At 70.1% G+C, this 24,650-nt stretch carries 19 protein-coding genes; 5 read left to right on the forward strand and 14 right to left on the reverse strand.

Going from position 1 to position 24,650, the window contains the following annotated elements:
- Positions 1 to 313 precede the first annotated feature (313 nt).
- On the forward strand, positions 314 to 544 hold the full coding sequence (locus BLW14_RS07240; protein WP_018105354.1) for a DUF7455 domain-containing protein: 231 nt from the start codon (positions 314 to 316) through the stop codon (positions 542 to 544).
- Positions 545 to 650: 106 nt separating this feature from the next.
- On the opposite strand, the gene BLW14_RS07245 is transcribed toward BLW14_RS07240, so the two are convergent.
- The 6 genes from BLW14_RS07245 to BLW14_RS07270 all read right to left on the reverse strand — a co-directional run bounded on the left by BLW14_RS07245 (position 651) and on the right by BLW14_RS07270 (position 8,917).
- Positions 651 to 1,481 (reverse strand): S1 family peptidase, encoded by an 831-nt coding sequence (locus BLW14_RS07245; protein ID WP_093705492.1) that lies wholly within the window; start codon positions 1,479 to 1,481, stop codon positions 651 to 653.
- A 171-nt stretch (positions 1,482 to 1,652) separates the two neighbouring features.
- Positions 1,653 to 3,203: an RNA polymerase sigma factor gene (locus BLW14_RS07250; protein ID WP_093710666.1), complete on the reverse strand. Its 1,551-nt coding sequence runs from the start codon at positions 3,201 to 3,203 to the stop codon at positions 1,653 to 1,655.
- 322 nt (positions 3,204 to 3,525) lie between these two features.
- Positions 3,526 to 4,392, reverse strand: a complete 867-nt coding sequence (locus tag BLW14_RS07255; protein WP_305614388.1) for a FadR/GntR family transcriptional regulator — start codon at positions 4,390 to 4,392, stop codon at positions 3,526 to 3,528.
- Positions 4,393 to 4,571: 179 nt separating this feature from the next.
- Positions 4,572 to 6,440, reverse strand: coding sequence for an ATP-binding cassette domain-containing protein (locus tag BLW14_RS07260; protein WP_093705496.1), 1,869 nt, complete (start codon positions 6,438 to 6,440; stop codon positions 4,572 to 4,574).
- A 203-nt stretch (positions 6,441 to 6,643) separates the two neighbouring features.
- Positions 6,644 to 7,408 (reverse strand): NUDIX hydrolase, encoded by a 765-nt coding sequence (locus BLW14_RS07265; protein WP_093705498.1) that lies wholly within the window; start codon positions 7,406 to 7,408, stop codon positions 6,644 to 6,646.
- 144 nt (positions 7,409 to 7,552) lie between these two features.
- Entirely contained in the window at positions 7,553 to 8,917 is a 1,365-nt protein-coding gene (locus BLW14_RS07270) for a DUF4192 domain-containing protein (RefSeq protein WP_093705500.1), read from the reverse strand.
- 110 nt (positions 8,918 to 9,027) lie between these two features.
- On the opposite strand from BLW14_RS07270, the gene BLW14_RS07275 reads away from it, so the two are divergent.
- Positions 9,028 to 11,199 carry a RecQ family ATP-dependent DNA helicase gene (locus tag BLW14_RS07275; protein ID WP_093705502.1) on the forward strand — a complete coding sequence of 724 codons (2,172 nt, stop codon included), beginning with the start codon at positions 9,028 to 9,030 and terminating at the stop codon, positions 11,197 to 11,199.
- A 217-nt stretch (positions 11,200 to 11,416) separates the two neighbouring features.
- Entirely contained in the window at positions 11,417 to 12,040 is a 624-nt protein-coding gene (locus BLW14_RS07280) for a hypothetical protein (RefSeq protein WP_093705504.1), read from the forward strand.
- Positions 12,041 to 12,144: 104 nt separating this feature from the next.
- On the opposite strand, the gene BLW14_RS07285 is transcribed toward BLW14_RS07280, so the two are convergent.
- The 3 genes from BLW14_RS07285 to BLW14_RS07295 form a co-directional block, all read right to left on the reverse strand.
- Positions 12,145 to 12,762, reverse strand: a complete 618-nt coding sequence (locus BLW14_RS07285) for a hypothetical protein (protein ID WP_093705505.1) — start codon at positions 12,760 to 12,762, stop codon at positions 12,145 to 12,147.
- Between the two features lie 60 nt (positions 12,763 to 12,822).
- Positions 12,823 to 13,533 (reverse strand): ribonuclease HII, encoded by a 711-nt coding sequence (locus BLW14_RS07290; RefSeq protein ID WP_093705507.1) that lies wholly within the window; start codon positions 13,531 to 13,533, stop codon positions 12,823 to 12,825.
- 129 nt (positions 13,534 to 13,662) lie between these two features.
- Entirely contained in the window at positions 13,663 to 14,289 is a 627-nt protein-coding gene (locus BLW14_RS07295) for a TetR/AcrR family transcriptional regulator (protein ID WP_093705509.1), read from the reverse strand.
- Positions 14,290 to 14,530: 241 nt separating this feature from the next.
- Between BLW14_RS07295 and BLW14_RS07300 the strand changes: the two genes are divergently transcribed.
- Positions 14,531 to 16,084, forward strand: a complete 1,554-nt coding sequence (locus BLW14_RS07300; protein ID WP_093705511.1) for an MFS transporter — start codon at positions 14,531 to 14,533, stop codon at positions 16,082 to 16,084.
- A 132-nt stretch (positions 16,085 to 16,216) separates the two neighbouring features.
- Here the strand turns inward: BLW14_RS07300 and BLW14_RS07305 are convergent, their stop codons facing one another.
- The 4 genes from BLW14_RS07305 to BLW14_RS07320 all read right to left on the reverse strand — a co-directional run bounded on the left by BLW14_RS07305 (position 16,217) and on the right by BLW14_RS07320 (position 20,875).
- A complete protein-coding gene (locus tag BLW14_RS07305; RefSeq protein ID WP_093710667.1) occupies positions 16,217 to 17,716 on the reverse strand; it encodes a DUF4153 domain-containing protein in 1,500 nt (499 codons plus the stop codon).
- A gap of 868 nt (positions 17,717 to 18,584) precedes the next feature.
- Positions 18,585 to 19,511: an ADP-ribosylglycohydrolase family protein gene (locus BLW14_RS07310; protein WP_093710668.1), complete on the reverse strand. Its 927-nt coding sequence runs from the start codon at positions 19,509 to 19,511 to the stop codon at positions 18,585 to 18,587.
- Between the two features lie 10 nt (positions 19,512 to 19,521).
- Entirely contained in the window at positions 19,522 to 20,181 is a 660-nt protein-coding gene (locus BLW14_RS07315) for a histidine phosphatase family protein (RefSeq protein ID WP_093705513.1), read from the reverse strand.
- Positions 20,182 to 20,269: 88 nt separating this feature from the next.
- Positions 20,270 to 20,875 (reverse strand): YdbC family protein, encoded by a 606-nt coding sequence (locus BLW14_RS07320; RefSeq protein ID WP_093705514.1) that lies wholly within the window; start codon positions 20,873 to 20,875, stop codon positions 20,270 to 20,272.
- 191 nt (positions 20,876 to 21,066) lie between these two features.
- Here BLW14_RS07320 and BLW14_RS07325 point away from each other — a divergent pair, with 191 nt between their 5' ends.
- A complete protein-coding gene (locus tag BLW14_RS07325) occupies positions 21,067 to 21,603 on the forward strand; it encodes a TerD family protein (RefSeq protein WP_093705516.1) in 537 nt (178 codons plus the stop codon).
- 66 nt (positions 21,604 to 21,669) lie between these two features.
- Here BLW14_RS07325 and BLW14_RS07330 read toward each other — a convergent pair whose 3' ends face one another.
- Entirely contained in the window at positions 21,670 to 24,573 is a 2,904-nt protein-coding gene (locus tag BLW14_RS07330) for a vitamin B12-dependent ribonucleotide reductase (protein ID WP_093710669.1), read from the reverse strand.
- Positions 24,574 to 24,650: the final 77 nt, after the last annotated feature.

The following is a 24,650-nucleotide window of genomic DNA, read 5'->3' on the forward strand; positions in this document are numbered from 1 at the left end:
CACACTAAACCAGATTCGCATGTACGTTCGATCGCTCCTGGGGGTGACGTGCACATCACGTTCCCTTCCAGGCATGAACCATTTAGGCTCCGGGCACGTCCTCATGAACAACCGGCAAGCCAGCCGGCCCGGACTGACCAAGCCAAGCAACGCGAAACCGTAGCGCCACGCAATACGGCACATTCGCCGCGAACCGGCAACAGACAGCCATACCGAGAAGAAGTTTCGAAGAAAAGCCACGAGCGGGAACGTTTTCGGCCTGGTTGGATGTTGACCCTGGTACGACAGCTCGTCGAGCTAGAGAAGAGGCGACGTGACTACTGTTCTGACCCCCGCGAGCCCGCTGACCGCAGCAGACCGCTGTGACCGTTGCGGCGCCCAGGCCTACCTGCGCGTCGTTCTCATCAGCGGCGGTGAACTGCTCTTCTGCGCCCACCACGGTCGCAAGTTCGAGCCGGAACTCAAGAAGATCGCCGCGGAAATACAGGATGAGACGGACCGGCTGACGGCCGTGCAGGCCCAAGCCGCCGAAGAGGAACACTGACACCTCGCATCCACGACGAGCCAGGGGCCGGTCCCGGACCGGCCGACGGGCGGCCTCCCCTGTCGAGGGAAGCCGCCCGTTCTCGTACCTGCGGAGCCTCTGCCGGTCAGTCGGCAGCTGCCATCCAGTCGATGGCAGCGGAGATCCGCGTGTAGACGCCGGGGCTCCCGGCGCGTCCGCAGCCGTTCCCCCACGACACCAGCCCCACGAGCCGCCCCTGGGCCACCAGAGGCCCTCCGCTGTCCCCCTGGCAGGCGTCGTACCCGCCCTCGGGTTCGCCCGCGCAGAGCATCGACGAGGCGTCGTACGTGCCGTTCCTGCCGCCCGGGTAGGCCTGCCGGCACGAGCTGTCGGACAGGATGCTCACCGGGGCGGACCTGAGCGACGACGCGTAGTCGCCGGAGCCCGTGGTGTCACCCCAGCCGTAGACGACCGCCGGGGTGCCCGCCTTGTACGCGGAGTCACCGGCCTTGGCCAGGGGAATGGTGTCCCCTTCCGGCAACGCCTCGGAGAGCGTCAGCACTGCGACGTCCCCACTGTTGGTGGTGGCGTCGAACCCAGGATTGACCCACGTCCCGCCGACCGGGATCTCCTTGCCGCCGGTGCCGTTGAGCTCGTCCCGGCCCGAGATGATCCGCAGGTCACTCACCTGGTCGACATCGGTGCCCAGCGCTTCACGGCTCAGGCAGTGCGCGGCGGTGAGCACCTTCTTGGGCTCCACCACGACACCACCGCAGAACTGGCCGGCCCTGGTACCTCCGAACCGGTCACGGCTGGACAGCGCCACTACCCACGGGCTGTCGGCGACGTGCGCGGGCTGCCCTCCGATGACGATGCTGTCCGCGACCGCCGGGGCGGGGGAGGCGAGCGGTATCACGGCCGTGGCGGCGGCGAGGGCGAGCGCCCCTGTCATGGTGCGGACGACGGTGCGGGACATGCGTACTCCTGACTCTGTGATGGATGCTGCCTACCCAGAGTCATTCTGCCGACGCCGATGCGCACGTCCGCCTCGCACGGAGGGGCCCACGATTTTCAGGATCTGAAACAGGCCGAGGGCCCGGCTCCCTATGAGATCCGGGCCCTCACTGCTTGTGATACCGCTGCCGACCTAGTCGAGGTAGTCGCGCAGAACCTGCGAACGGGACGGGTGGCGAAGCTTCGACATGGTCTTGGACTCGATCTGACGGATGCGCTCGCGTGTCACGCCGTAGACCTTGCCGATCTCGTCCAGCGTCTTCGGCTGCCCGTCAGTCAGGCCGAAGCGCATGGAGACCACACCGGCCTCGCGCTCGGACAGCGTGTCCAGCACCGAGTGCAGCTGCTCCTGGAGCAGCGTGAAGCTCACCGCGTCCGCCGGGACGACAGCCTCGGAGTCCTCGATCAGGTCACCGAACTCGCTGTCCCCGTCCTCACCCAGCGGGGTGTGGAGGGAGATCGGCTCGCGGCCGTACTTCTGGACCTCGATGACCTTCTCGGGGGTCATGTCGAGTTCCTTGGCCAGCTCCTCCGGGGTGGGCTCGCGGCCCAGGTCCTGGAGCATCTGACGCTGGACGCGCGCCAGCTTGTTGATGACCTCGACCATGTGCACCGGGATACGGATGGTGCGGGCCTGGTCGGCCATCGCGCGGGTGATCGCCTGACGGATCCACCAGGTGGCGTACGTGGAGAACTTGTAGCCCTTGGTGTAGTCGAACTTCTCCACCGCGCGGATCAGACCGAGGTTGCCCTCCTGAATCAGGTCCAGGAAGAGCATGCCGCGGCCGGTGTAGCGCTTGGCCAGCGAGACCACGAGGCGGAGGTTGGCCTCCAGCAGGTGGTTCTTGGCCCGGCGGCCGTCCTCGGCGATGATCTCCAGCTCGCGCTTGAGCTTGGGGGCGAGCTTGTCCGAATTCGCCAGCTTGTCCTCGGCGAACAGGCCCGCCTCGATTCGCTTGGCGAGCTCGACCTCCTGCTCGGCGTTGAGGAGCGGGACCTTACCGATCTGCTTCAGGTAGTCCTTGACCGGGTCGGCCGTGGCACCGGCGACGGCGACCTGCTGCGCGGGCGCGTCGTCCTCGTCGTCGTCGGAGAGGACGAAGCCCTTGTTCTCGCCCTCGCCCTCTTCTTCCTCACCCTTGCCGGCCTTGACCTCTTCGACGACGTCGTCGCCGTCGAGGATCTCGTCGTCCTGCTTGCCGGCCTTCTTCGAGGCTGTCTTCTTGGCAGCCGTCTTCTTCGCTGCGGTCTTCTTCGCAGCCGTCTTCTTGACTGCGGTCTTCTTGGCGGGCGCGGCTGCGGGGGCGTCCTCGGCAGCCGGGTCCGCCGGCTCGGCGGCGGTGGGGGCAGCAGGAGCCGCGACAGTCCGCGTCACCGCCGTCTTGGCCGCGACGGTCTTGGTGGCGGTGCGCTTGGCCGGGCTCTTCGCTGCGACGCTCTTGCGGGCGCGCTTCGACGGCTCCGCGGCACTGACCATCAGCGTCACACCCTCTTCCTCGAGGATCTGGTTGAGGCTGCGCAGAACGTTCTTCCACTGGGTTGGCGGAATCTGGTCAGCCTCGAAGGCCCGACGCACGTCGTCGCCGGCGATCTGCCCATCAGCCTTTCCCCGCTCAATGAGCGCCATCACAGATTCGGACTCGGCGATCTCCGGCGGGAGCGTACGGGATGTGCTGGCCGACACGAACAACCTCTCGGAACGATGGAAACGGCTTCCGGCCCGGCCCGGAGAGGGCTGGAACCGACGACCGCCGGGCGGGGAATGCACCGACGGCGCGGGCTAGGCCTCAGAACTGCACAGCGCCCTGAACGACTGCTGTATTCCTTCTGCGACGGTCACCTCTTAAGTCATCGCGCTGTTTCGAGGAGTGTTACGTCCGATCCGCGTGGCCCGAGTCACACCCCATTTCGCGATGAACACGACCAAGGCGACATCTCCCCGCCTGTGTGTCGCCGGACCGCCGGGTCCGACGACACGTGGCGCGTACACCCTGCCCGTGCCGCGCTCAGTGCTCGCGCGGCGCCGGCACCACTCGTTCCGCCTCGTGGTGACCCACCAGCAACTGGCGCATGGCCGCCTCGGCGCTCGCGGAGTCACCGGAGGCCAGGGCGTCGACAATACGCGCGTGGAGAGCGAGCGATGCCTCGCTCGGCCGGTCGCACGCCGTGGCCGGGCCTCCGGAGACCTGCAGCGCGGCGGAGACGATTCCGGAAAGGTGCTCCAGCATGCGGTTGCCCGCGGCCTGGATGAGCAGGGAGTGGAACTCGGAGTCGGCCCGGGCGCACGTGATCATGTCGCCCTGCCCCAGCGCATGCCCCATGATCTCGACCATGTCGGCAAGACGCTGCTGAATGTCCTCACGCCCGTGCCCCGCGGCGAGGCGCGCGGCGAGCGGCTCGATGGTCCACCTGAGATCACCCAGTTCACGGCGCTGGTCATCGCGCTGCGGACCGAAGGCACGCCACTCAATGATGTCTGGGTCGAGCAGATTCCAGTCACTGACCGGCCGGACCCGCGTCCCGACATTGGGACGGGCACTGACCAGCCCCTTCGCCTCCAGTACGCGCAGCGACTCCCGCACGACGGTCCTGGAAACCTCGAAACGCTGGCCGATCTCTTCCGGCACCAGCGGGCGGTCCGCACCGAGGTCACCGGAAACGATCATCTGTCCCAGTTGCTGGACAAGTTGGCCGTGCAGCCCGCGGCCACGGCTAGCCGATCCTCGTCGGCCCACACGGCCGAGCTCGGCATCGGAACCACCCCAGGAACGCGCGGCGGCACGCTCGCCGGCCGGCGCCTCCGCATAGGGGTAGCGGTCGAGTTCGCCCGGGCCGGCGAGGCCGGAATCGGCGGAGCGGGCGGTGGTCATCATGGTGTGCGCAAGGGTACTCACGCATCCTTTGTCGGCGGGTCCCAGCCCCCCCTTGAGGTCTTTGCTGAAAAGCACACGAAAGGGTGATCGGCACCCGCCCCTCAATTGACGCCTTACTGGTATAAACCGGACGATTCACAGAGTCTTCAGGATCTCGGCTCCCCGGCCACCCCTCCCGATCACCAACGGACCCTGCCACGAAGGCCGGTGAACAGGAACGCGCAGATGAGGGCCGCCAACGACAAGGCCAGGCCGGCTCCCACGGGCTGCGCCACGATCCGGACCGCGGCCAGCAGCCACCGGTCCGCCTCCCCCGGCCACTGGAGCCAGGCCAGTTCCCGCAGCCTGTCCGGAAACCCGGCCATCGAACGGGCGGTCGACGCCTTCGGCAGCCGCTCGATGAGCGGCACCATCACTACGGGTACGGCTAGCACGGCGGCGATACCCGCCGCCGCCACTCGGAAGACGCCGGCGGCCAGCAGCCCGGCCCAAGCACACCCGACGGTCAGGCCGGACCAGCTCACGGCCAGGGACACCGCGTTCGACGGGAGGTGCAGCCAGTCCCCGCCGTACACGATGCGCAGGGTCTCAACCGAGGCCGGCACCGCCAGCACCGCCAGCAGGAGCGCGACGCCACCGGACACCACCAGCTTGGCGAGGAGCAAGCCGAGTCTGCGGGGTACGGTCCCCCGGCCCGCGGCGAGTGCCGGATAGCGGAACTCGTCGCCGAAGGAGAGCGCCCCGAGCAGCCCGGCCCCGAGTGCGACGGGCGGGAGCGGAAGCAGCGCGGGCCAGGCGGCGATCACATGCGCCAACGGGGCCCGGCCGCCACGGGCCAGCACCAGGGAAAGGCCCACGGAAGCAAGGAGGACCACGGCCATGATCACCGTCGTGGACCGCACGCCGAACATGCGGCGCAGTTCGTAACGCACCGGCCGCAGGGGGCCTCGCGCCGGACGCCGTCTGATCGAGGGGGGAACCTCACTCCGCGCGGCCGGCCGGCCGGGTCGGGAAACGGGGCCAGGACTGTCAGCCGTGGCTGTACGCGACGAGACGCCGGGTACATCAGTCCCAGCTGTACGCGCCGCTCTCTGAGGCCCGACCGCGAACGCGGAGACTTCCGGGGGGCCGTCCGCGCCGTCGACCGCCGGCGCTCGGGCTGTGCCGCCGGGTCCCATGTCGCCCACCTCGTCGGCGAGCTGGTGGACCGGGAGCCCGTGCCGGAAGGCCGCGTCACCGACTTCGGCGCAAGTGCTGCCGTACACGGAGAGCTGGTTGCCGGCAGCTTCGGCGACGACTTCCACGGACCGCCGTGCAACTCGTGCTTCCCGGCTGACGATCGCGGCCAGGCGAGCTGCATGCGGGGAGCAGACAGCCACGCGGGGGCGCAGACGAGTACGGGAGAAGGCCGCCCCGTCCTGATCGGCGACCAGGCGTCCGCCGTCGATGGTCACCACGTGGCCGGCCGATCGGGCGGCCTCCTTGGGGTCACTGGTGGCGAACAGCACGGTTCCGCCCCGCTCGGCGTGCGACCGCAGCATGCCGTGCAACCAGTCGGCCTCCCTCGGAGACAGGCCCTCCACCGGGTCGTCCAGGAGGAGCGTATGGGGATCGCCAAGCAGCGCGCAGGCGAGCGCCAGCCGACGGTCCATACCGAGGGAGAGCCGACCGATGCGCTGGTCCCCCAGACCGGCGAGGCCGACGGCGGCGAGCAGTTCGTCCGCCCGGGACGCGGGAGCGCCCGCCACGGCGCAGAGCATGCGCAGTTGCCCTCGCACCGTGCGCGCGGGATGCCCGGGCACGTCCCCCAGCACCACGCCCACCTCACCGGCCGGACGCGGCACGCGGTGCAGTGGCCGGCCCCGGAAATAGGTGATGCCCCGGCCCGGCTCCAGTTCCAGCATCAGCCTGAGGGCCGCGGTCTTACCGGAACCCGGCGCCCCCAGCAGCGCCGTGACGCAGCCCGGCTCGGCGTCGAAGGTGAGGTCGTCAACGGCGGGGGTTCGTCCACGGGTGCGGGCGCTGGTGAGTCCGATGGCCTGGAGCATCGCTTCTCTCGCAGGAAATGGGACGGCGCACGCGAGGCCGCCCGGCGGCGAGTGAGTACCGCAGCACGATAACCCGACATATACGACTTTTTGCGCAGGTTGAGACACTCGGCGCTTCGGACGACCGCGCCCTCCAGCCGGCTGCGGCCAACACCGGCCGGTCGGGGCCGCTCCCCCAGCGGCCCCGACCGGCCGGAAAGGCCCTAGACCTCGGGCCGCAGCATCGGCGGGTTGAGCACCGTCGCCGTCCCCGACCGGAACAGCTGAGCGGGTCGCCCCCCTTGGCGGGTGGTCGTCCCGCCGGTGGGCACCAGGAAGCCCGGCGTGCCCGTCACCTTGCGGTGGAAGTTCCTGGGATCGAGCACCACGCCCCACACCGCCTCGTACACCCTGCGCAGTTCGCCGACCGTGAAGGCGGGCGGGCAGAAGGCAGTGGCCAGTGAGGAGTATTCGATCTTGGAGCGGGCTCGCTCAACCCCGTCCGCGAGGATCCTCGCGTGATCGAAGGCCAGCGGCGCCTGTTGCTCACCGTCCGGGGCGAAACCGCCTTCGGGGCCGAATAGGTCCTCGACGGGTGCCCATCGCGCGCTGTTCGCGTCACCGCCCGCCCGGGGAGCAGGCAGATCGGGGGCCAGTGCGAGATGGGCGACGCTCACGACCCTCATCCTCGGATCCCGCGCCGGGTCCCCGTACGTGGCGAGCTGTTCCAGATGAGCGCCGTTGCCGACGGCGGGGGCGGCCGGGTCCTGCGCGCACAGTCCGGTCTCTTCGACCAGCTCCCGCGCCGCCGCGGCCCCGAGATCCTCGTCGGCCTTGACGAAGCCACCCGGCAGCGCCCACCTGCCCTGGAACGGGGTCTCACCCCGGCGCACCACCAGCGCGCACAGGGCATGTCGGCGGACCGTGAGCACGACCAGGTCGACGGTGACGGCGAACGGCGGAAAGCTCGACGGGTCGTAGAGCGGCATGCCGTGATCATAGTCGTCTTCCTGACGATAAACACACCCTTCCCCGCTACTCTTCGCCGGCTTCCGGAACCGGCTCCCTGGCGCTTCGGGACAGCGTCGGGCCCAGCCCGGCGTGCGGCGCCGGAACCCGGCGCCGCACGCCGCTCAACGGCCGGTCCCGATGCCTCGGCGCCCCCGCGTTCCGGGACGGACGGTTCGGCGCCGGCCCGCCGCACCCGGGCCGGGCCGGGTGGAAACGGAACGCGTCCTGGCGCGCCCGGCCGGGCGCACACGCGCGAGGCGGGCCGTTCCGGACGCCCCCGGACCCCGTGGCGAAGAGGCCGGGCGCACGCGCGCGGAACGGGCCCCCGCGACCCGTTCCGCGCTCCTGGTGTGCCGGGCCGTCCGCGTGCCGCGCTCGCCGCGCAGGCAGCGCCGCAGGGTTTCCGGGTCAAGGCCCTGGTTGCACGCCTCGTGCAGCAGCTGGGCGAAGGTGTAGTGCGGATCGGCGCGCAGTGCGAGCCCGAGAGCGACACGCGCGGCCGGTTCGTCGCCGGTCGACCAGGAGACCCAGCCCGCCAGGGTGAGAGGGGCCGCGGCGTGCTCCTCGTACGGACCGACGCAGCGGCGGGCCAGCGCGCGCCAGAGCCTCAACGCCGCATCCGCGTCCGTCCCTTCCATCCACTCGGCCGCCTTGTCGCGCGTTTCCCTGTCCTGGAGGCCGAGAATGACCGAGGCGGCCTCCTCGTCGGTGATCAGCCGGTCGTCGTTGATATCGGCCAGGGAGGGTGTCGCCGGGGGTGCCTGTCCGAGGCGGTCCATGATCCGGCGAGCGAGCTTCAGCGTGGCGGCGCCGATCTCCTTGCGGCGCTCCGGGTCGAACAGCAGGGGCACCATCGCACTGCCCGCCGAGTCGAGGGCCCGCAGCTGGGCGTCGTCCGAGGTGCGGGTGAGCGGTGCGAGCCGCGCCTCCATCTCGCGCAGTGATCCCCGCACCTGGATGCCCGCGTAGGTGGCTGCCGCCGCCATGACCGAAGTGCCGGGCACGGCCAGCGGGTTGCCCTCGGCCGGGCAGCAGCGGGCATCGGGGCAGACGTAGGACCAGAAGCGATTGCCCGAGATGCACAGCGCTTCGAGAACGGGCACGTCGAGGGCTCCGCAGGCGGTACGCAGTCGCTGGGCGAACGGCCGCAGGCGCTCCATGGTCCGGTTGCCCGTCTCGCCGTCCACCGGATCCTGGCAGAGGAAGAGGACGATGGCGTCCGGCCGTTCGCCGCGCCGCTCGCTGCCCTTGATCAGGCACTCGGCGAGCTGCTCGGCGATCGCGGGCCACTCCTGCGCGGACTGCGGGATCCCGAGCCTGAGCCGTCCACCGAACCGGCCCCGACCGCCGTGCAGGGCGACCATGACCACGCTGTCGTTCGGATGGAAGCCCATGAGATACGGAAGAGCGTCGGCCAGCTCGGCCGGACCTCGCAGGGTGATCTGCTGCTCTTCGGAAGGGCCGATGGGTTCGGGGTGCTTGTTCATGGCAGGACCGTCTCGCGGTTCACCGATCTCCGCCACCCCCTGTGGATAACTTATCCACAGAGAGTGATTGACTGTTCGCGGATGTCGGACCCATCGGGTTGCATGGAGGCATGACCAACGCAGACCGCGCAGAGCTCAGGGCTTCGGCCGACTCCGTACTGGCCCGACTTGTGGGTGACGCCACCGGCACCGCCCGGCTGCGTGAGGACCAGTGGCGGGCCATCGAGGCACTCGTCGCGGACAAGCGAAGAGCGCTGGTCGTTCAGCGCACGGGTTGGGGCAAGTCCGCGGTGTATTTCGTCGCGACCTCCCTGCTGCGTGCCCGCGGCTCCGGGCCGACGGTCATCGTCTCGCCGCTACTGGCGCTCATGCGCAACCAGGTTGCGGCGGCGGCCCGGGCCGGCATCAGCGCGCGCACGATCAACTCGTCCAACACGGAGGAGTGGGAGACCGTGCAGGCGGAGGTTGCCGCCGGTGAGGTCGATGTGCTGCTCGTCAGTCCCGAGCGGCTCAACAATCCCGATTTCCGGGACCATGTGCTGCCCCAGCTCTCCGCGGCCACCGGGCTGCTCGTCGTCGACGAGGCGCACTGCATCTCAGACTGGGGCCACGACTTCCGGCCCGACTACCGGCGGCTGCGGACGATGCTCGCCGACCTCCCCGCCGGCGTCCCGGTCCTCGCCACCACGGCCACGGCGAACGCCCGGGTCACCGCCGACGTGGCGGAGCAACTGGGCACCGGCGTCGGCACCGACGCGCTCGTTCTGCGGGGACCGCTGGACCGCGAGAGTCTGAGCCTCGGAGTACTGCGGCTGCCCGGCGCGGCGCACCGGCTGGCGTGGCTCGGCGACCACCTCAAGGAACTCCCGGGCTCCGGGATCATCTACACCCTGACGGTCGCGGCCGCCGAGGAGGTCACCGCCTATCTCCGCCAGTGCGGGCACACCGTCGCCTCCTATACCGGCCGCACGGAAAACGCGGAGCGGCAGCAGGCCGAGGACGATCTGCTGGCCAACCGGGTCAAGGCGCTGGTGGCGACCTCGGCTCTCGGCATGGGCTTCGACAAGCCCGACCTCGGCTTCGTCGTCCACCTCGGATCACCCTCCTCCCCCATCGCCTACTACCAGCAGGTGGGCCGTGCCGGACGCGGTGTCGGGCACGCCGAGGTGCTTCTCCTGCCGGGCAAGGAGGACGAAGCCATATGGAAGTACTTCGCGTCGGTCGCCTTCCCGCCGGAGGAGCAGGTGCGTCGCACCATCGACGCGCTGGCGCAGGCCGGGCGGCCGCTCTCGCTGCCCGCCCTGGAGCCACTGGTCGACCTGCGGCGCACACGGCTGGAGACCATGCTCAAGGTGCTCGATGTCGACGGGGCGGTCCGGCGGGTGAAGGGTGGCTGGACGGCTACGGGCGAGCCCTGGGTCTACGACGCCGAGCGGTACGCCTGGGTGGCCCGGCAGCGGGAAGCCGAGCAGCAGGCCATGCGCGACTACGCCACGACCGACGGCTGCCGGATGGAGTTTCTGCGCCGGCAACTGGACGACGAGGAGGCGACCGCGTGCGGGCGTTGCGACAACTGCGCCGGTGCGCGGTTCGACGAGAAGGTGTCCTCCGCCGCGCTGGACACCGCGAAGGGGGAGCTCGGCCGGCCGGGCGTGGAGGTGGAACCACGGAAGATGTGGCCTACCGGGCTCGCATCGGTCGGTGTCGAACTCAAGGGCCGTATCCCGGCGGGTGAGCTCTCCGGTACGGGTCGGGCTCTGGGCAGGCTCTCCGACATCGGGTGGGGCAATCGGCTGCGCCCGATGCTGGGCGCCCAGGCGCCGGACGGCCCGGTGCCCGACGATGTCGCCGACGCCGTGGTGTCCGTGCTGGCCGACTGGGCCCGGGGCCCCGGCGGCTGGGCATCAGGGGCCGAGGACGCCACGCCCCGCCCGGTCGGTGTCGTCACTGTCGCGTCGATGAGCAGGCCCCAGCTCATCGAATCCCTGGGCAGGCGCATCGCGGATGTGGGCCGCATGCCTCTGCTCGGGCGGGTGGACCTGGCTCCGGGCGCCGACGACGTCCGGACGTCGCAGACCAACAGCGCCCAGCGTGTCCGGGCTCTGCACGAGAAGCTGGTCGTGGGGCCGGAGCTGGCGGAGTCCTTGGCGGCCGCGGGCGGGCCGGTACTGCTCGTGGATGATCTCTCGGACACCGGCTGGACCCTCGCCGTGGCGGCGCGGCTGCTGCGGCGTGCAGGGGCGAAGGCGGTGTTTCCGCTGGTCCTCGCTGTTCAGGCGTGACGGGGGCGTCAGCCGTGGCAGGTCTGGGCAGGGATATCCGTGTCATTCCGGCTGATTACCGTCAGCCGCTTCAATTGCTCGTTGCCGCCTGCCGATACGCCAGGAAGAATTGGACTCGCTCCCCGCACGGTCCTTTCGCGGGCCCGAAAGGGCTGTGCCGCGGCGCGCCCTCACCCGACCCTGCCCGCATCGTGGGCGCGTATGCGAAGGGAGGACCGTGACCTTCGGATTCGCTCCGTCCGCAGCCATGTCGGCAGGCGCCGACTCCGCCAACCGCATTTCCCGAATGCTCGAACCGGCCGAGTGGGCAGCGGCAGGCATACCTCTGCTGCGCAGTCCGCGGGAGGTGGTCAGCGGGCTGCACGCCAGACATCGGCCGACCCCCGCCACCGCCGTGGTCGCCGTCCTGGACCACGAGGAGCGCCTGGCGGCGAGCGCCTCGTTCGCCCGCCGCTCGGTGACGGCGGACGGCTGGGAATTCCGGAACTCGCTGCTGGCGCACCTGCGCCGCGTCATCCCGCACGATCTGCGCCGCCGTACGCCCGTCCGCACCGCGGTGCTGCTCTACTGCCGCGAGGGCGACGAGCGTTGGACGGAGGAGGACGGAGCGTGGATGTGGGGACTGCGGGACGCCTGCACCTTGCACGGGTTGCGGTGCGGCGCGTACATCACACTGACCAGCGGCGGCTGGCAGGTGCTGGGCGAGGGCCGCGGAGGGCGTCGCCCGAGCTCCATCTCGCAGCCTTCCTCGCTCGCCGACACCTCGCTGGACCGGGATCAGGTGCCGTCGCGCAGGGGTGGAGGCGCCGCACAGGCACTGCACCGGTCCGCCGCTCGTTGAGCGCACACCGCCCGGCCGCTCCCACAGGCAGCCGGGTCGGTGAACGCGTACGGGTCACCACGAGCCGGAAGCCGCGGTCGCCGCCCATGCGGCGTCCGCGTGGCTCAGACGCCGGCGCCGAGCGCGGCGTTGATGTGCTGCGGCTCGCCGCAGACGATCAACAGCGTGCGAGCGGACTCCCGGGCGTTGGACAGCGCCCGCGTGGCGGCGTCGTCTGCCGGGCCGTTGACCGCGACGACCACCACGGGCCGGGGCTTGACCTGGTCCGCTGCCGCGGCAGCGGCGAAGAAGACGTCGTCGCCCGCTTCCTGGTGGGCCCAGTAGGCGGCTTCGCCGAAGGACAGCTCGTGGACGGCCCACGGGTGCTGTCCGCCCGTGGTCAGCACCAGGATGTCGCCGGGCGCGCGGCCTGAGTCGAGCAGCAGGTCCACCGCCTCGTCCGCGGCGTCGAGTGCGCCGTCGGCCGATGCGGGGATGATCTGGAGCTGCGGTGCGGAACGATTCTCCGGCCGCGCCGCCTGGGGTCGGCCGGAGGTGGGGTGCTGGCGCTGCGCCGGGGGCGCAGGCCGGGGCGCGGGGCCAGGACGACCGGGGCGCGGCGTGGCCGCTGTACGCGGACCGGGTACGGGACGAGGGGTCGACGCGGCGCGGCCGGTGGCCGGGGTGGCGCGGGGACCCTGGGCGCTCTCGTGAATCTGAGGCTCCTCGGGGATGAGAGGCATGGGTGGTTGTCTATCAAACGCCGACGCCTCGGGCATCAGCGGGTGGGCACATGTGCGCGATCAGAAGTCGAAGCCGAGCTGGCCCCCGCTTTCCAGTGCGGCCGCCTCCGCGGAGAAGCGGACCTTCTTCAGGTGCTGCCACCGGGGCAGCGCGTCGAGGTAGGACCACGAGAGACGGTGGTGGGCGGTGGGCCCACGCTCCTCCAGTGCGGCCCTGTGCACGGGGGACGGGTAGCCGGCGTTGGTGTCGAATGCGAAGTCGGTGTACTCGCCGTTCTCCGCGCCGAGTTCGGCCATCACGGCGTCCCTGCGGACCTTCGCGATCACCGATGCCGCGGCCACCGCGATGCAGGACTGGTCGCCCTTGATGACGGTACGAACCTGCCAGGGGCTGCCGAGGTAGTCGTGCTTGCCGTCGAGGATCACCGCGTCGGGGCGGACGGGCAGCGCCTCCAGGGCGCGCACGGCGGCGAGGCGGAGTGCGGCGGTCATGCCGAGTTCGTCGATCTCCTGGGGTGAAGCGTCGCCGAGGGCGTACGCGGTCACCCAGCTCTCGAGCAACGGGGCGAGTTCGGCCCGGCGCTTCGGGCTGATCAATTTGGAGTCGGTGAGCCCGGCGGGGGGCCTGCGCAGGCCGGTGATCGCCGCGCACACGGTGACGGGGCCCGCCCACGCTCCGCGTCCGACCTCGTCGACACCTGCGACGGTCTTGGCGCCGGTGGTGGCGCGCAGTGAGCGCTCGACGGTATGCGTGGGTGGTTCGTACGGCATGGCGTCTGTCAGCGTACGCCGGTGGGAACGCCAGGAACACCCCGGGGGCGCCCCTCGGACGCCCGCGACGGTGCCCGCGCGCCCGGCGAGTCGTCGCACGACTCGGGACGCGCGGCTTCGGGTCGGGCCTCAGAGCGCGCTGGAACGAAAGAACGGCACGGCGACCTGGTCGATCAGCGCCTCGATCTCCGCGTCGTTCCACTCGCTGCCGCACACCTTGGTGCGGTACATCATCATCGCGGGGATCACGTCGAAGGCCAGCTCGTTCATGGCCCAGGGTCCCACCTCGCCCCGCTCGACCCCCCGGCTCACCACTTCTCTGATGAGCTCGGTCGACGGACGGATCACCCCGTCGAGGATTACGGACTGGAAGCGTTCAGCCGTTCCGGCGTCGCATTCGTGAATGACCGAGCGCAGGGCCGAGCCGGAGGTGGAGAGCATCGCGTCACGCATGCCGCGGCACAGCTGGTAGAGGTCGTCGCGGACGTTGCCCGAGTCCGGGGCCCGGCCAAGTGCCGGCATGGCGCTGCGCAGCGCCTCGGCGACCAGCTCCTCCTTCGAGGACCAGCGTCGGTAGATCGCAGCCTTTCCCGTCTGGGCACCGGCGGCGACGCCTTCCATCGTCAGGCCGTTCCAGCCGACCGTACTCAGCGCTTCCAGCGCCGCCTCAAGGATCGCGCGTTCCAGCACGGATCCCCGGCGGCGCAGGGACACCACCGGCTGCCGAGCGGTGGCGGCCGATCGCGAAGTGACCATGATCTTCTCTCCATCAAACAGGTTCGGTTCGCCTCCGCGAATTCTCCGACCACAGGGAATCGGCGGGTGCGGAGGCAGGGAGGCGGCGCGGGGGTCGAGCAGCCCCCGGCCGGAATCGACGGCTCCGGGCGCATCCGTCAACAAGATCGCAGTGAACGCTTGCGTTCACTGGAGGGGACTCAGTAGCGTCGGCCGAACAGTGAACGGAGCCGTTCACTAATTCTCTTGTGGGGGACCTTCAGTGACAACCTCTCAGTTAGACGCACGGAGCACGCCGGGTGCGGCTCGCCGGCAAGGCCGCCCGGGGGTCGCCCTTGCCGTCATCGCCGCCTGTCAGTTGATGGTTGTGCTCGACTCCACAATCGTCAACATCGCGCTCCCGCACATCCAGGACGCCCTGAGTTTCTCGACCACGGATCTGTCCTGGGTCCTCAGCGCCTACACGCTCACCTTCGGCGGACTGCTGCTGCTCGGCGGCCGGGCCGGTGACATCCTCGGCCGCCGCCGGGTGTTCATGGCCGGCATTCTCATCTTCACCCTCGCCTCGCTGCTGGGCGGATTCGCCCAGGAGCCCTGGCAGCTGCTCACCGCTCGCGCGCTCCAGGGCATCGGCGGCGCCATCGCCTCACCCACCTCTCTCGCACTGATCACCACGACGTTCCCCGAGGGCCCCGAACGCAACCGCGCCTTCGGCGTGTTCGCTGCGGTGTCGGCGGGTGGCGGCGCGATCGGGCTTCTGGCGGGCGGAATGCTCACCGAGTGGCTGGACTGGCGCTGGGTCTTCTTCGTGAACGTGCCGATCGGCGTGCTGATCGCGTTCCTGGCTCCGATGTACATCAACGAGTCCGACCGGCACTCGGGCCGCTTCGACATATCGGGTGCCCTGACCTCGACCCTGGGCATGGCCTCGCTGGTCTACGGGTTCATCCGGGCCTCCGAGGAGGGGTGGCGGGACTCGCTCACGCTGGCTTCGTTCGGCGCCGCGGTGGTTCTGCTCGCCGCGTTCGTTCTCGTGGAGATGAAGGCCAAGGAGCCGATCACCCCCTTGCGGATGTTCGCCGACCGGAATCGTTCGGGTACGTACGTGATCATGCTCAGCTTGGCCGCCGCCATGTTCGGCATGTTCTTCTTCATCGTGCTGTTCGTGCAGAACGTCCTGGCCTACAGCCCCATCGAATCCGGACTGGCCTTCCTGCCCGTGACGGTCTCGATCATCATCGGAGCGGGGCTCTCCCAGCGGTTCCTGCCGGTTCTGGGACCCAAACCGTTCATGATCACTGGTTCGGCACTGGCCGGCGCGGGCCTGTTCTGGCTCACGTTCATCTCTTCGGACAGCTCCTACGTGGCGGGAGTCCTCGGCCCGATGCTCGTGTTCAGCTTCGGCATGGGGCTGAACTTCGTGACGCTGACCCTGACCGCGGTTTCCGGAGTCGCCCAGCACGAAGCCGGTGCGGCGTCCAGCCTGCTCAACGCGAGCCAACAGGTGGGCGGCTCGCTGGGACTGTCCATCCTGGTCACGGTCTTCGGCACGGCCAGTCGCAACGAGGCAGAGAAGCAGGTGCCCTCGTTCCTGGCACAGGCGTCGCCGGAGCAGAAGGCGCAGTTCGCCAAGACCCGGGAGCTGCGGGGGAACTGGGGCCACGCGGTGCTCACCGAGGGCATATCCACCGCGTTCCTGGCGGCGGTTGCCATGGCGACTCTCGCCCTGCTGACCGCATTGCTGGTCATCCGCGTGCGCAAGAGCGACCTGGACGCGCTGAGCGGCAAAGCCGCTGCGGGAGGGCCGGTGGCCTAGCGCGGCGGACGCGACGGCGGTTGCGGGCCGCCTCCCGAGGAGGCGACCCACATGATCGGTGCCGCCGGCGCCGCCGAAACGAGGCGCGCGGGTGCACCGATACCTCCTCTCCGGCGGGGCCGGGATCCGGGATCAGTACGGGTCGTACGGGTCGTAGTCGTCGCCCGTGCCGCCGCCGCGCGTGTCGCCGTTGTCACCGGAGCTCAGGCCCCGGCAGTCGAGCGCACGGTAGCCGGGGTCCCAGTCGCCGAGAATGTCCCGGGCTCGCCTCTCGCCCCAACTCGTCGCGTACCAGGGCTCGTCGGAGTCCAGGAGCGTCCGCTGGATGTCCTGCAGAGCACAGGAACGCAAGGGTTCGGGCAGGGTGTCGAGTGCGGGTACCGCGTCGGCCGACAGGCCCTTGAGGTACTCGATGTCGATCGAATGGTCGTTCCTGTAACGCTGGACGTTCTGCTCGGCGATGAGACCGTCGGGCGAGACGAGGCCGAAGGCCAGCACGCCGACGGCGGCGCTCGCCGCGACCGCGCGCGGCAGCAGCCGGGAGCCGAAGACACCGGCCGCCATGATCAGGACAAGGACCACGCCGAGCCACAGTTCCACGGCGGCCACGGAGATCCTCAGTCTGGTCAGACCGTAGGCGTCGACGTAGAGGTCCATGCGTCGAAGGGCCGAGGCGACCACGACGAGCGTGAGCAGGCACAGGATGCCGAGCACGGCGCGGACGAGGGTGCGGTCCCGGGCGCCGCCGCGCGGTGCCCAGCGAAGCGCCAGCGCGATGACACCGAGCGTGAGCACCGTGGCCCAGAGCAATTGCCAGAAGCCCTGGCGGGCGTACTCGGAGTAGCTGAGGTCCGTCTCGGCCATCACCTTGTCGTAACCGCCGAGGAGCACCGTGAGCTGAATGGCGAGGAAGGCGGCGAAGAGGAGGTTCAGGACAATCAGCGGGATCGCCCATTCCAGCCGCCCGCGCGCCTTGCCCGGCCGTAGGGACACCCCGTCCCAGCGGACCGGGGCGGCGGCGGTGTAGGCAGCGGCGAGCGCGCCTACGAGTCCGAGGAGGCCAAGGAAGATCCGCCACGGGCTGTCACCGACGGATACATCGGGGGTGAGGTTCCCCAGCAGGTCGGCGAAGGCGGCGTCGGCGCTCGCGAAGAGCGCACCGAACACGATGAGCAGGACCACGGCCACGGCCACGGACCGGAACAGGACCCCGAAGTGCCCCCGTGACCCCGACATGCGGTCGCGCACACCCCGGGCGCCCCAGCCCAGCGCCGGGGACAAGGAGGCGAACAGACCGAGGGACGAGCCGAGGAAGACGCCGAGCCAGCTCTTGCTGCCGTGCAGCGCCAGCGAGCCGAGCGCCAGAGCGGACACGATCGCGAGGAACGTGGGCCAGCCGGCGTCCCGAAGTGCCGGGACGCCCAGCAGCACCAGTCCCCCGATCCCCCACACCGCGGTCCATGGGCGCAGCGTGCGGCCGGCCGCACGCGCGGCGATGTACGCCCCGGCCGAAGCGGGCAGCGCCACGAGAAGCAGGTTCAGCCCGATACCGTCCCCCAGCAGCGCCGTGCTGAGCAGTGCCGTCGCGAGAGCGGCCACGAGGGTGCCGGTGTGGACGGGCCCCGGCTTCATGGCCCGGAGCCGCGTGACCAACGAGGGAGGCGGAGCTGCCCAGGGAGTTGCCTGCCTCGGTCCACCCGGTTGCTGCGCCGCGTAGGCGGGGATCCTCGGCGGCTCGGGCGCCGCCGCGGGCACACCCTGCCCCGAGGTCGCGTCGATGGTGGCGCGCGCGGGCTCTGCGTCGGCATCGGGTGCGACGGCCGGCATGGGGATGCGACTGTCCGCCTGCGCGCCGGCGAGCCGGGTGGCCCTCCCGGTCGCCTCGGACTGCGACGGCTGCGACGGCTCCGACGACTGCGAGGTCGCGGTCTCGGATCCCGCGCCCGATGCCGGGCGGTCCGACGTGGACGCTGCGTCGGGAGCCCGCTCCTCCGGAGACTCCGACCCCAAGGCGTCCGACGGCCCTGTGCCCGGCGGACCCGGGGTGCCCGGCGGCCTTGTGCCCGGCGGCCCCGAGGTGTCCGGCCCGGGCCGGGACGAGGCGGATTCCTCCGGCGCGGGCTCGGGATTGGATGAAAATGAACCTGACGGTATTTCGGACATGGGACCCCTCCCCACCGGGGTCCGCCCACGCGTGCCTCTGGACAGCGCGCGGCCCCCGGCGTCTCATTCGGTGCGCACCCGGGGCCATGATCACCGAGGGCGGCGTGGCCGAAAGAGTAACCCCGTGTCACAGCCACCGGCCGTGAGAGGCCGTGCTGTGGCAGGACCGTGACAGTCACGGGCGATGGCCAGGCGACCACACCCCAAGGCCGGGCAGCCGCGCCCGAGCCCTGTGCCGCCCGCCCTGGGCGAAGCCGGCCGTCCCCGGTCGATGCCGCCCGCCCCTGGGCGAAGCCGGCCGCCCCTGGGCGAAGCCGGCCGTCGCGCGCCGGACCGGCTACTGCCTCGTGCCGCCCGGCAGGGCCTCTGCTCCCGCAGACCACTCCGGCAGAGCTTCGGTCTTGGCCGCCCAGCTCGCCGGAGGCGCGCCCGCGGTGGTCGCCGCGACCACTCCGCCGACGATGGCGCAGGTGGTGTCGACGTCGCCGCCGGCCTGGGCGGTCACCCAGAAGGCCCTTTCGAAGTCGCCGAGGCTCCGGGCCGCCGACCACAGGGCGAACGGGACGGTGTCGTGCGCGCTGGTGCGGCGTCCGTTGCCGAGAACCGCCGCGACGGTGCCCGCGTCCTCGTAGTCCAGCATGTCGCGGGCCCGCCGCAGCCCGGCACCGACGGCGCTGCGCGGGACGAGCGCGACGACCCCGTCCAGCAGGTCCTCCGGAGCCGGTGGCCCGGCCGGTGAGGCGACGAGCGCCGCGGCGGCGGCGACGGCCATCGCACCGACGACGGCCTCACGGTGCTGGTGCGTGGTGTACGAGGAGATCTCGGCCTGGTGGGTGGCCTGCTCGGGGTCGTCCGCGTACCAGGCGCCGAGCGGCGCGATGCGCATCGAGGAGCCGTTCCCCCAGCTGCCCTGCCCCTTGAACAGGGAGGAGGCGAGCTCGCGCCAGTCGCCGCCCTCGCGGACCAGGCGGAGCATGCGGTTGACGGCGGGGCCGTAGCCGCGGTCGAAGTCGTGATGGTGCGCGAACGAGTGGGCGAGAGCGTCCTGGTCGATGCGGCCATGCTCCCGGAGTACGGCGACGACGGAACAGGCCATCTCCGTGTCGTCGGTCCACTGCCACGGCCCGGGCGGGAGGGCGCGGTCCTTGAGGAGCGGATAGTTGGCGGGCACGAAGAACTGGGAGCCCAGGGCGTCTCCCACGGACAGGCCGCGCAGGCTGGCAAGGGCCCGCTCGAGGCGCTGGTCGGAAGCGGATTCGGTCATCGCTTCCACTCTATCCGGTGATGCCGTAGGGCTCAGGAGTACGCCAGCGCTCGAAGGGGCGGTCGAGCGTGTAGCGCCCGTCCTTGCCGAGAAGCAGCGTCCGCGATTCCCCGTTCCCGGGGTTGGAAAGCGATTCGAATTCGGCCACGGACCAGTGGAACCAGCGCATGCAGAAAAGCCGCATGGTCAGTCCGTGGGTGACCAGGAGGACGTTCGGCGGGTGGTCGGGCGCCTCGAAGCTGCGGTGGAGGCTCTCCAGGAAGGCGCCGACCCGGTCGTACACGTCCGCCCCGGACTCGCCCTGGGCGAAGCGGTAGAAGAAGTGGCCGTACGCGTCCCGGTAGGCCTTCTGGAGTCTCACGTCGTCGCGGTCCTGCCAGTTCCCCCAGTCCTGTTCGCGCAGCCTGGGCTCCTCGCGTACCCGTACGCGCCCGGCGTCCAGGCCGAGGGACGCGAACGTCTCATGGGTGCGCCGGTAGGGGGAGACGTACACGCTGACCCGCTCCTCGCCGAACAGGTCGCGCAGCAGCACCCCGGTCTCGCGGGCCTGCCGCTGCCCCGTGGGCGTGAGCTTCAAAGCGTGGTCGGGCTCGCGCTCGTACACGGTGTCGTCGGCGTTGCCCTCCGACTCACCGTGCCGGACAAGAACGATGCGTTGCGGTCGTGCCATACAACGACCCTAGATCGAGTCGTCGATGTTCGAGCGCCTGTCCGGAAATCGTCGATGCATGTCGTCGGCGTACCCCGCTCCCGGGCCGTCACACCGTCCAGGACGGTTCGAGCTGCACCACGTCGCCGGCGAGCGCGGCCACGTCTTCTTCGGTCCCCGCTCGCTGCGAGAGCCGGTCGACGCTTCCGGGACGGTACTTTCCGCGTTCCGCGCTGGACTGCCACATCGACAGGACCAGGAACTCGTGCCCCGGAGCCTCGCCGAAGATCCCGCGCAGCATGCCGGGCGACCCCGCCATCGCCGGGTTCCACACCCGCTGCTGCATCAGCGCGAAGTGCTCGACCCGGTCCTCATGGACCCGGCTGTGGGCCACCCTGAGCACGTCGGCGTCCGTGAAGCGGGGTTCGAACCCGGTCTTCACGTCGAAGCGGTACTCGAACAGCTTGACCTGAAGGTCCTTGTACGTACCGGCCTGCGCCGCGGCCAGGGTGTCGTGGCCGCGCGCCATGAACGAGTCGTAGAAGACCCGGTTCTCCCAGAAGGCGAAGACATGCGCCACCTCCGGCCGGCCCCGGCTCCAGCCGCCGCCCTGCCCCCTGAAGCCCGGTTCACCCAGCAGCCCCGCCCACTTCCGCTGCCCCCGTTCGAATCCCCGACGGTCCGACACACTGCAGCGAATCCACTTGACCAGCACGGCGCCATCGTACGGCGGCCGGACGTGGCGTGGGTCACGCTCCCACGGAGTTTACCGGAACCGGCCGTCTCGCGCCCGATCCTGGCCCGTTTCAGCCGCTCGTCCCCAAGCCGGTTGGTTCGGCGGGAAGTTGCCGACATGATCGGGGGAAGGAACAGGAGCGCCGTCCCCGCGCCCAGGAGGGAAGTCCGATGACCACTCCCAACAAGGACCTCGAAAAGGTCGAGGTGCGGATCAAGTGGGATCCCAGCGACCGGGGCGAGACGCCCAACGACCTCGACATCATCGCGGCGACGTACCCGGCGGACGAGCCGTACGGCAGTCCCGCGTACCTCGTGCACTTCGACAGCCGGGCGCCCGACGGCACGATCACGCTCAACCGTGACAGCAGGACGGGACAGGGGCTCGGCTACGACGAGGTGATGACGCTGGAGCTGGACCGGCTGTCGGACGCCTACGCACGGGTCGTCGTCGGCGTCGCCATCCAGCAGCGCGACGGCCGCAAGACGTTCGGGGCCATACAGAACACCGGAGTCCAGATCCGCGAGGGCTACACGACGCTGGCCGAGGACGACTTCTCCGCGGTGGGCGCCGCCACCGCGGCCGTCGTGGCCGAATTCGTACGGGACGACTCCGGCGGCTGGGGCTTCCACGGCACCGTCCGGGGCTTCGACGGCGAGCCCGACGAGTTCGCCGCCGCGATGGGCGGCCGCGCGTTCGGCGCGTAGGCGCCGCGTACGAGCGAGTGCGGGCAGGCCTTCCGGAGAAGGCCTGCCCGCACTCACACGCGTCTATCAGCTGCAGCCGCTGGTGGAGCCGCAGCCCTCGCAGATGTAGCACGAGCCCGCGCGCTGCATCTTCGTACCGCAGGAGAAGCACAGCGGGGCGTCCGCGCTGATGCCGAGCTGCATCTCGACGAGCTCCGCCGAGGTGTGTGCCGTCCGCGGCTCGGCCTTCTCGGTCTCCTGGACCGGGGCGACCGCCTTCAGGGTCTCCGTCCGGACCGGGGCGGTCTGGGCCAGCGTCTCGGCCTCCAGCTGCTCCTCCTCGAACGTCGGCTCGTAGGAGCCGGTGTCGAGGTGGCGCTGACGCTCCTCGGCGGAGTGGATGCCGAGCGCCGAGCGCGTCTCGAAGGGCAGGAAGTCCAGCGCCAGGCGGCGGAAGATGTAGTCGACGATCGACTGCGCCATCCGCACGTCCGGGTCGTCCGTCATGCCGGCCGGCTCGAAGCGCATGTTGGTGAACTTCGAGACGTAGGTCTCCAGCGGGACGCCGTACTGCAGGCCGACCGAGACCGCGATGGAGAAGGCGTCCATCATGCCCGCGAGGGTCGAACCCTGCTTGGACATCTTCAGGAAGACCTCGCCCAGGCCGTCGTCCGGGTAGGAGTTGGCGGTCATGTAGCCCTCGGCGCCGCCGACCGTGAACGAGGTGGTGATGCCGGGCCGGCCCTTGGGCAGACGCTTGCGGACCGGGCGGTACTCGACGACCTTCTCGACCGCGGTACGGATGGTGTCCTCGGCCTTGGCCGTGACGGCCTCCTTCTCCTTCTCCTTGGTCTTGGCGGAGAGGGGCTGGCCGACCTTGCAGTTGTCGCGGTAGATCGCGAGCGCCTTGACGCCCATCTTCCACGCCTCGAAGTAGACCTCCTCGACGTCCTCGACGGTGGCCGTCTCCGGCAGGTTCACCGTCTTGGAGAGCGCGCCGGAGATCCACGGCTGGATGGCCGCCATCATGCGCACGTGACCCATCGCGGAGATGGAGCGCTCGCCCATCGCGCAGTCGAAGACCTCGTAGTGCTCGGTCTTCAGACCGGGGGCGTCGATCACATTGCCGTTCTCGGCGATGTGGGCGACGATCGCCTCGATCTGCTCCTCCTGGTAGCCCAGGCGGCGCAGGGCCTGCGGGACGGTGCCGTTGACGATCTGCATCGAGCCGCCGCCGACCAGCTTCTTGAACTTGACCAGGGCGAGGTCGGGCTCGAGGCCGGTGGTGTCGCAGGACATCGCGAGACCGATGGTGCCGGTGGGCGCGATGACCGAGGCCTGCGCGTTACGGAAACCGTTCTTCGCGCCGAGCCTGAGCACGTCCTGCCAGGCCTCCGTCGCGGCGGCCCAGATCGGGTTGTCCAGGTCGTCGGCGTGGACGGCCACGGCGTTGGCGTCGGCGTGCTGCTTCATGACGCGCTGGTGCGGCTCGGCGTTGCGGGCGTAGCCGTCGTACGGGCCGACGACGGCGGCCAGCTCGGCGGAGCGCTTGTACGAGGTGCCGGTCATCAGCGAGGTGATGGCGCCGGCGAGCGCGCGGCCGCCGTCGCTGTCGTACGCGTGGCCGGTCGCCATCAGCAGGGCGCCGAGGTTGGCGTAGCCGATGCCGAGCTGGCGGAAGGCGCGGGTGTTCTCGCCGATCTTCTCGGTCGGGAAGTCGGCGAAGCAGATGGAGATGTCCATCGCGGTGATGACCAGCTCGACGACCTTGGCGAAGCGCTCGGACTCGAAGGACTGGTTGCCCTTGCCGTCGTCCTTGAGGAACTTCATCAGGTTCAGCGAGGCGAGGTTGCACGAGGTGTTGTCCAGGTGCATGTACTCGCTGCACGGGTTCGAGCCGTTGATCCGGCCGGACTCGGGGCAGGTGTGCCAGTGGTTGATCGTGTCGTCGTACTGGATGCCCGGGTCGGCGCAGGCCCAGGCGGCCTCGGCCATCTTGCGGAAGAGGGACTTGGCCTCGACCTCTTCGATGACGTCCCCGGTCATCCGGGCGCGCAGCCCGAACTTGCCGCCGGACTCCACGGCCTTCATGAACTCGTCGTTCACGCGGACCGAGTTGTTGGCGTTCTGGTACTGGACGGACGTGATGTCGTCCCCGCCCAGGTCCATGTCGAAGCCCGCGTCGCGCAGGGCGCGGATCTTCTCCTCCTCCTTCACCTTGGTCTCGATGAAGTTCTCGATGTCGGGGTGGTCGACGTCGAGGATGACCATCTTGGCCGCACGGCGGGTGGCGCCACCGGACTTGATGGTTCCGGCGGAGGCGTCGGCGCCCCGCATGAAGGAGACGGGACCGGAGGCGTTGCCGCCGGAGGAGAGCAGCTCCTTGGAGGAGCGGATACGGGAGAGGTTCAGGCCGGCGCCGGAGCCGCCCTTGAAGATCATGCCCTCTTCCTTGTACCAGTCGAGGATCGACTCCATGGAGTCGTCGACGGCCAGGATGAAGCAGGCGGAGACCTGCTGCGGCTGGGGCGTGCCGACGTTGAACCACACCGGGGAGTTGAAGCTGAAGATCTGGTGCAGGAGGGCGTACGCCAGCTCGTGCTCGAAGATCTCCGCGTCGGCGGGGGAGGCGAAGTACTGGTAGTCCTCGCCGGCCTTCCGGTACGTCTTGACGATCCGGTCGATCAGCTGCTTGAGACCGGTCTCGCGCTGCGGGGTGCCGACGGCGCCCCGGAAGTACTTGCTGGTGACGATGTTGACCGCGTTCACCGACCAGAAGTCGGGGAACTCGACGCCACGCTGCTCGAAGTTGATCGAGCCGTCGCGCCAGTTGGTCATGACGACGTCACGGCGCTCCCAGGTCACCTCGTCGTACGGATGCACGCCGGGGGTGGTGTGGATGCGCTCGATACGCAGGCCCTGCTTGGACGCAGTCGACTTGGTCCCCTTGCTGCGGGAACCTCGTGCCGGGCCGCTCGCCGTCTCTGTCATGCCGCCTCCCATATGTGGGCAAAAACGCCCTGAAGTGCCGAGAACTTCCCCGGGCACAGTGTGTGTCTGATGCTTCG

The sequence above is a fragment of the Streptomyces sp. 2131.1 genome (assembly GCF_900105515.1).
In the GTDB taxonomy this organism is placed as follows: domain Bacteria; phylum Actinomycetota; class Actinomycetes; order Streptomycetales; family Streptomycetaceae; genus Streptomyces; species Streptomyces drozdowiczii.

Bases quoted from the DNA above. Each gene is read 5' to 3' on its own strand.
- BLW14_RS07245 (WP_093705492.1), bottom strand. From the start codon at position 1,481: ATGTCCCGCACCGTCGTCCGCACCATGACAGGGGCGCTCGCCCTCGCC.
- BLW14_RS07255 (WP_305614388.1), bottom strand. From the start codon at position 4,392: ATGATGACCACCGCCCGCTCCGCCGATTCCGGCCTCGCCGGCCCGGGC.
- BLW14_RS07260 (WP_093705496.1), bottom strand. From the start codon at position 6,440: ATGCTCCAGGCCATCGGACTCACCAGCGCCCGCACCCGTGGACGAACC.
- BLW14_RS07265 (WP_093705498.1), bottom strand. From the start codon at position 7,408: ATGCCGCTCTACGACCCGTCGAGCTTTCCGCCGTTCGCCGTCACCGTC.
- BLW14_RS07270 (WP_093705500.1), bottom strand. From the start codon at position 8,917: ATGAACAAGCACCCCGAACCCATCGGCCCTTCCGAAGAGCAGCAGATC.
- BLW14_RS07275 (WP_093705502.1), top strand. From the start codon at position 9,028: ATGACCAACGCAGACCGCGCAGAGCTCAGGGCTTCGGCCGACTCCGTA.
- BLW14_RS07285 (WP_093705505.1), bottom strand. From the start codon at position 12,762: ATGCCTCTCATCCCCGAGGAGCCTCAGATTCACGAGAGCGCCCAGGGT.
- BLW14_RS07290 (WP_093705507.1), bottom strand. From the start codon at position 13,533: ATGCCGTACGAACCACCCACGCATACCGTCGAGCGCTCACTGCGCGCC.
- BLW14_RS07295 (WP_093705509.1), bottom strand. From the start codon at position 14,289: ATGGTCACTTCGCGATCGGCCGCCACCGCTCGGCAGCCGGTGGTGTCC.
- BLW14_RS07305 (WP_093710667.1), bottom strand. From the start codon at position 17,716: ATGAAGCCGGGGCCCGTCCACACCGGCACCCTCGTGGCCGCTCTCGCG.
- BLW14_RS07310 (WP_093710668.1), bottom strand. From the start codon at position 19,511: ATGACCGAATCCGCTTCCGACCAGCGCCTCGAGCGGGCCCTTGCCAGC.
- BLW14_RS07315 (WP_093705513.1), bottom strand. From the start codon at position 20,181: ATGGCACGACCGCAACGCATCGTTCTTGTCCGGCACGGTGAGTCGGAG.
- BLW14_RS07325 (WP_093705516.1), top strand. From the start codon at position 21,067: ATGACCACTCCCAACAAGGACCTCGAAAAGGTCGAGGTGCGGATCAAG.
- BLW14_RS07330 (WP_093710669.1), bottom strand. From the start codon at position 24,573: ATGACAGAGACGGCGAGCGGCCCGGCACGAGGTTCCCGCAGCAAGGGG.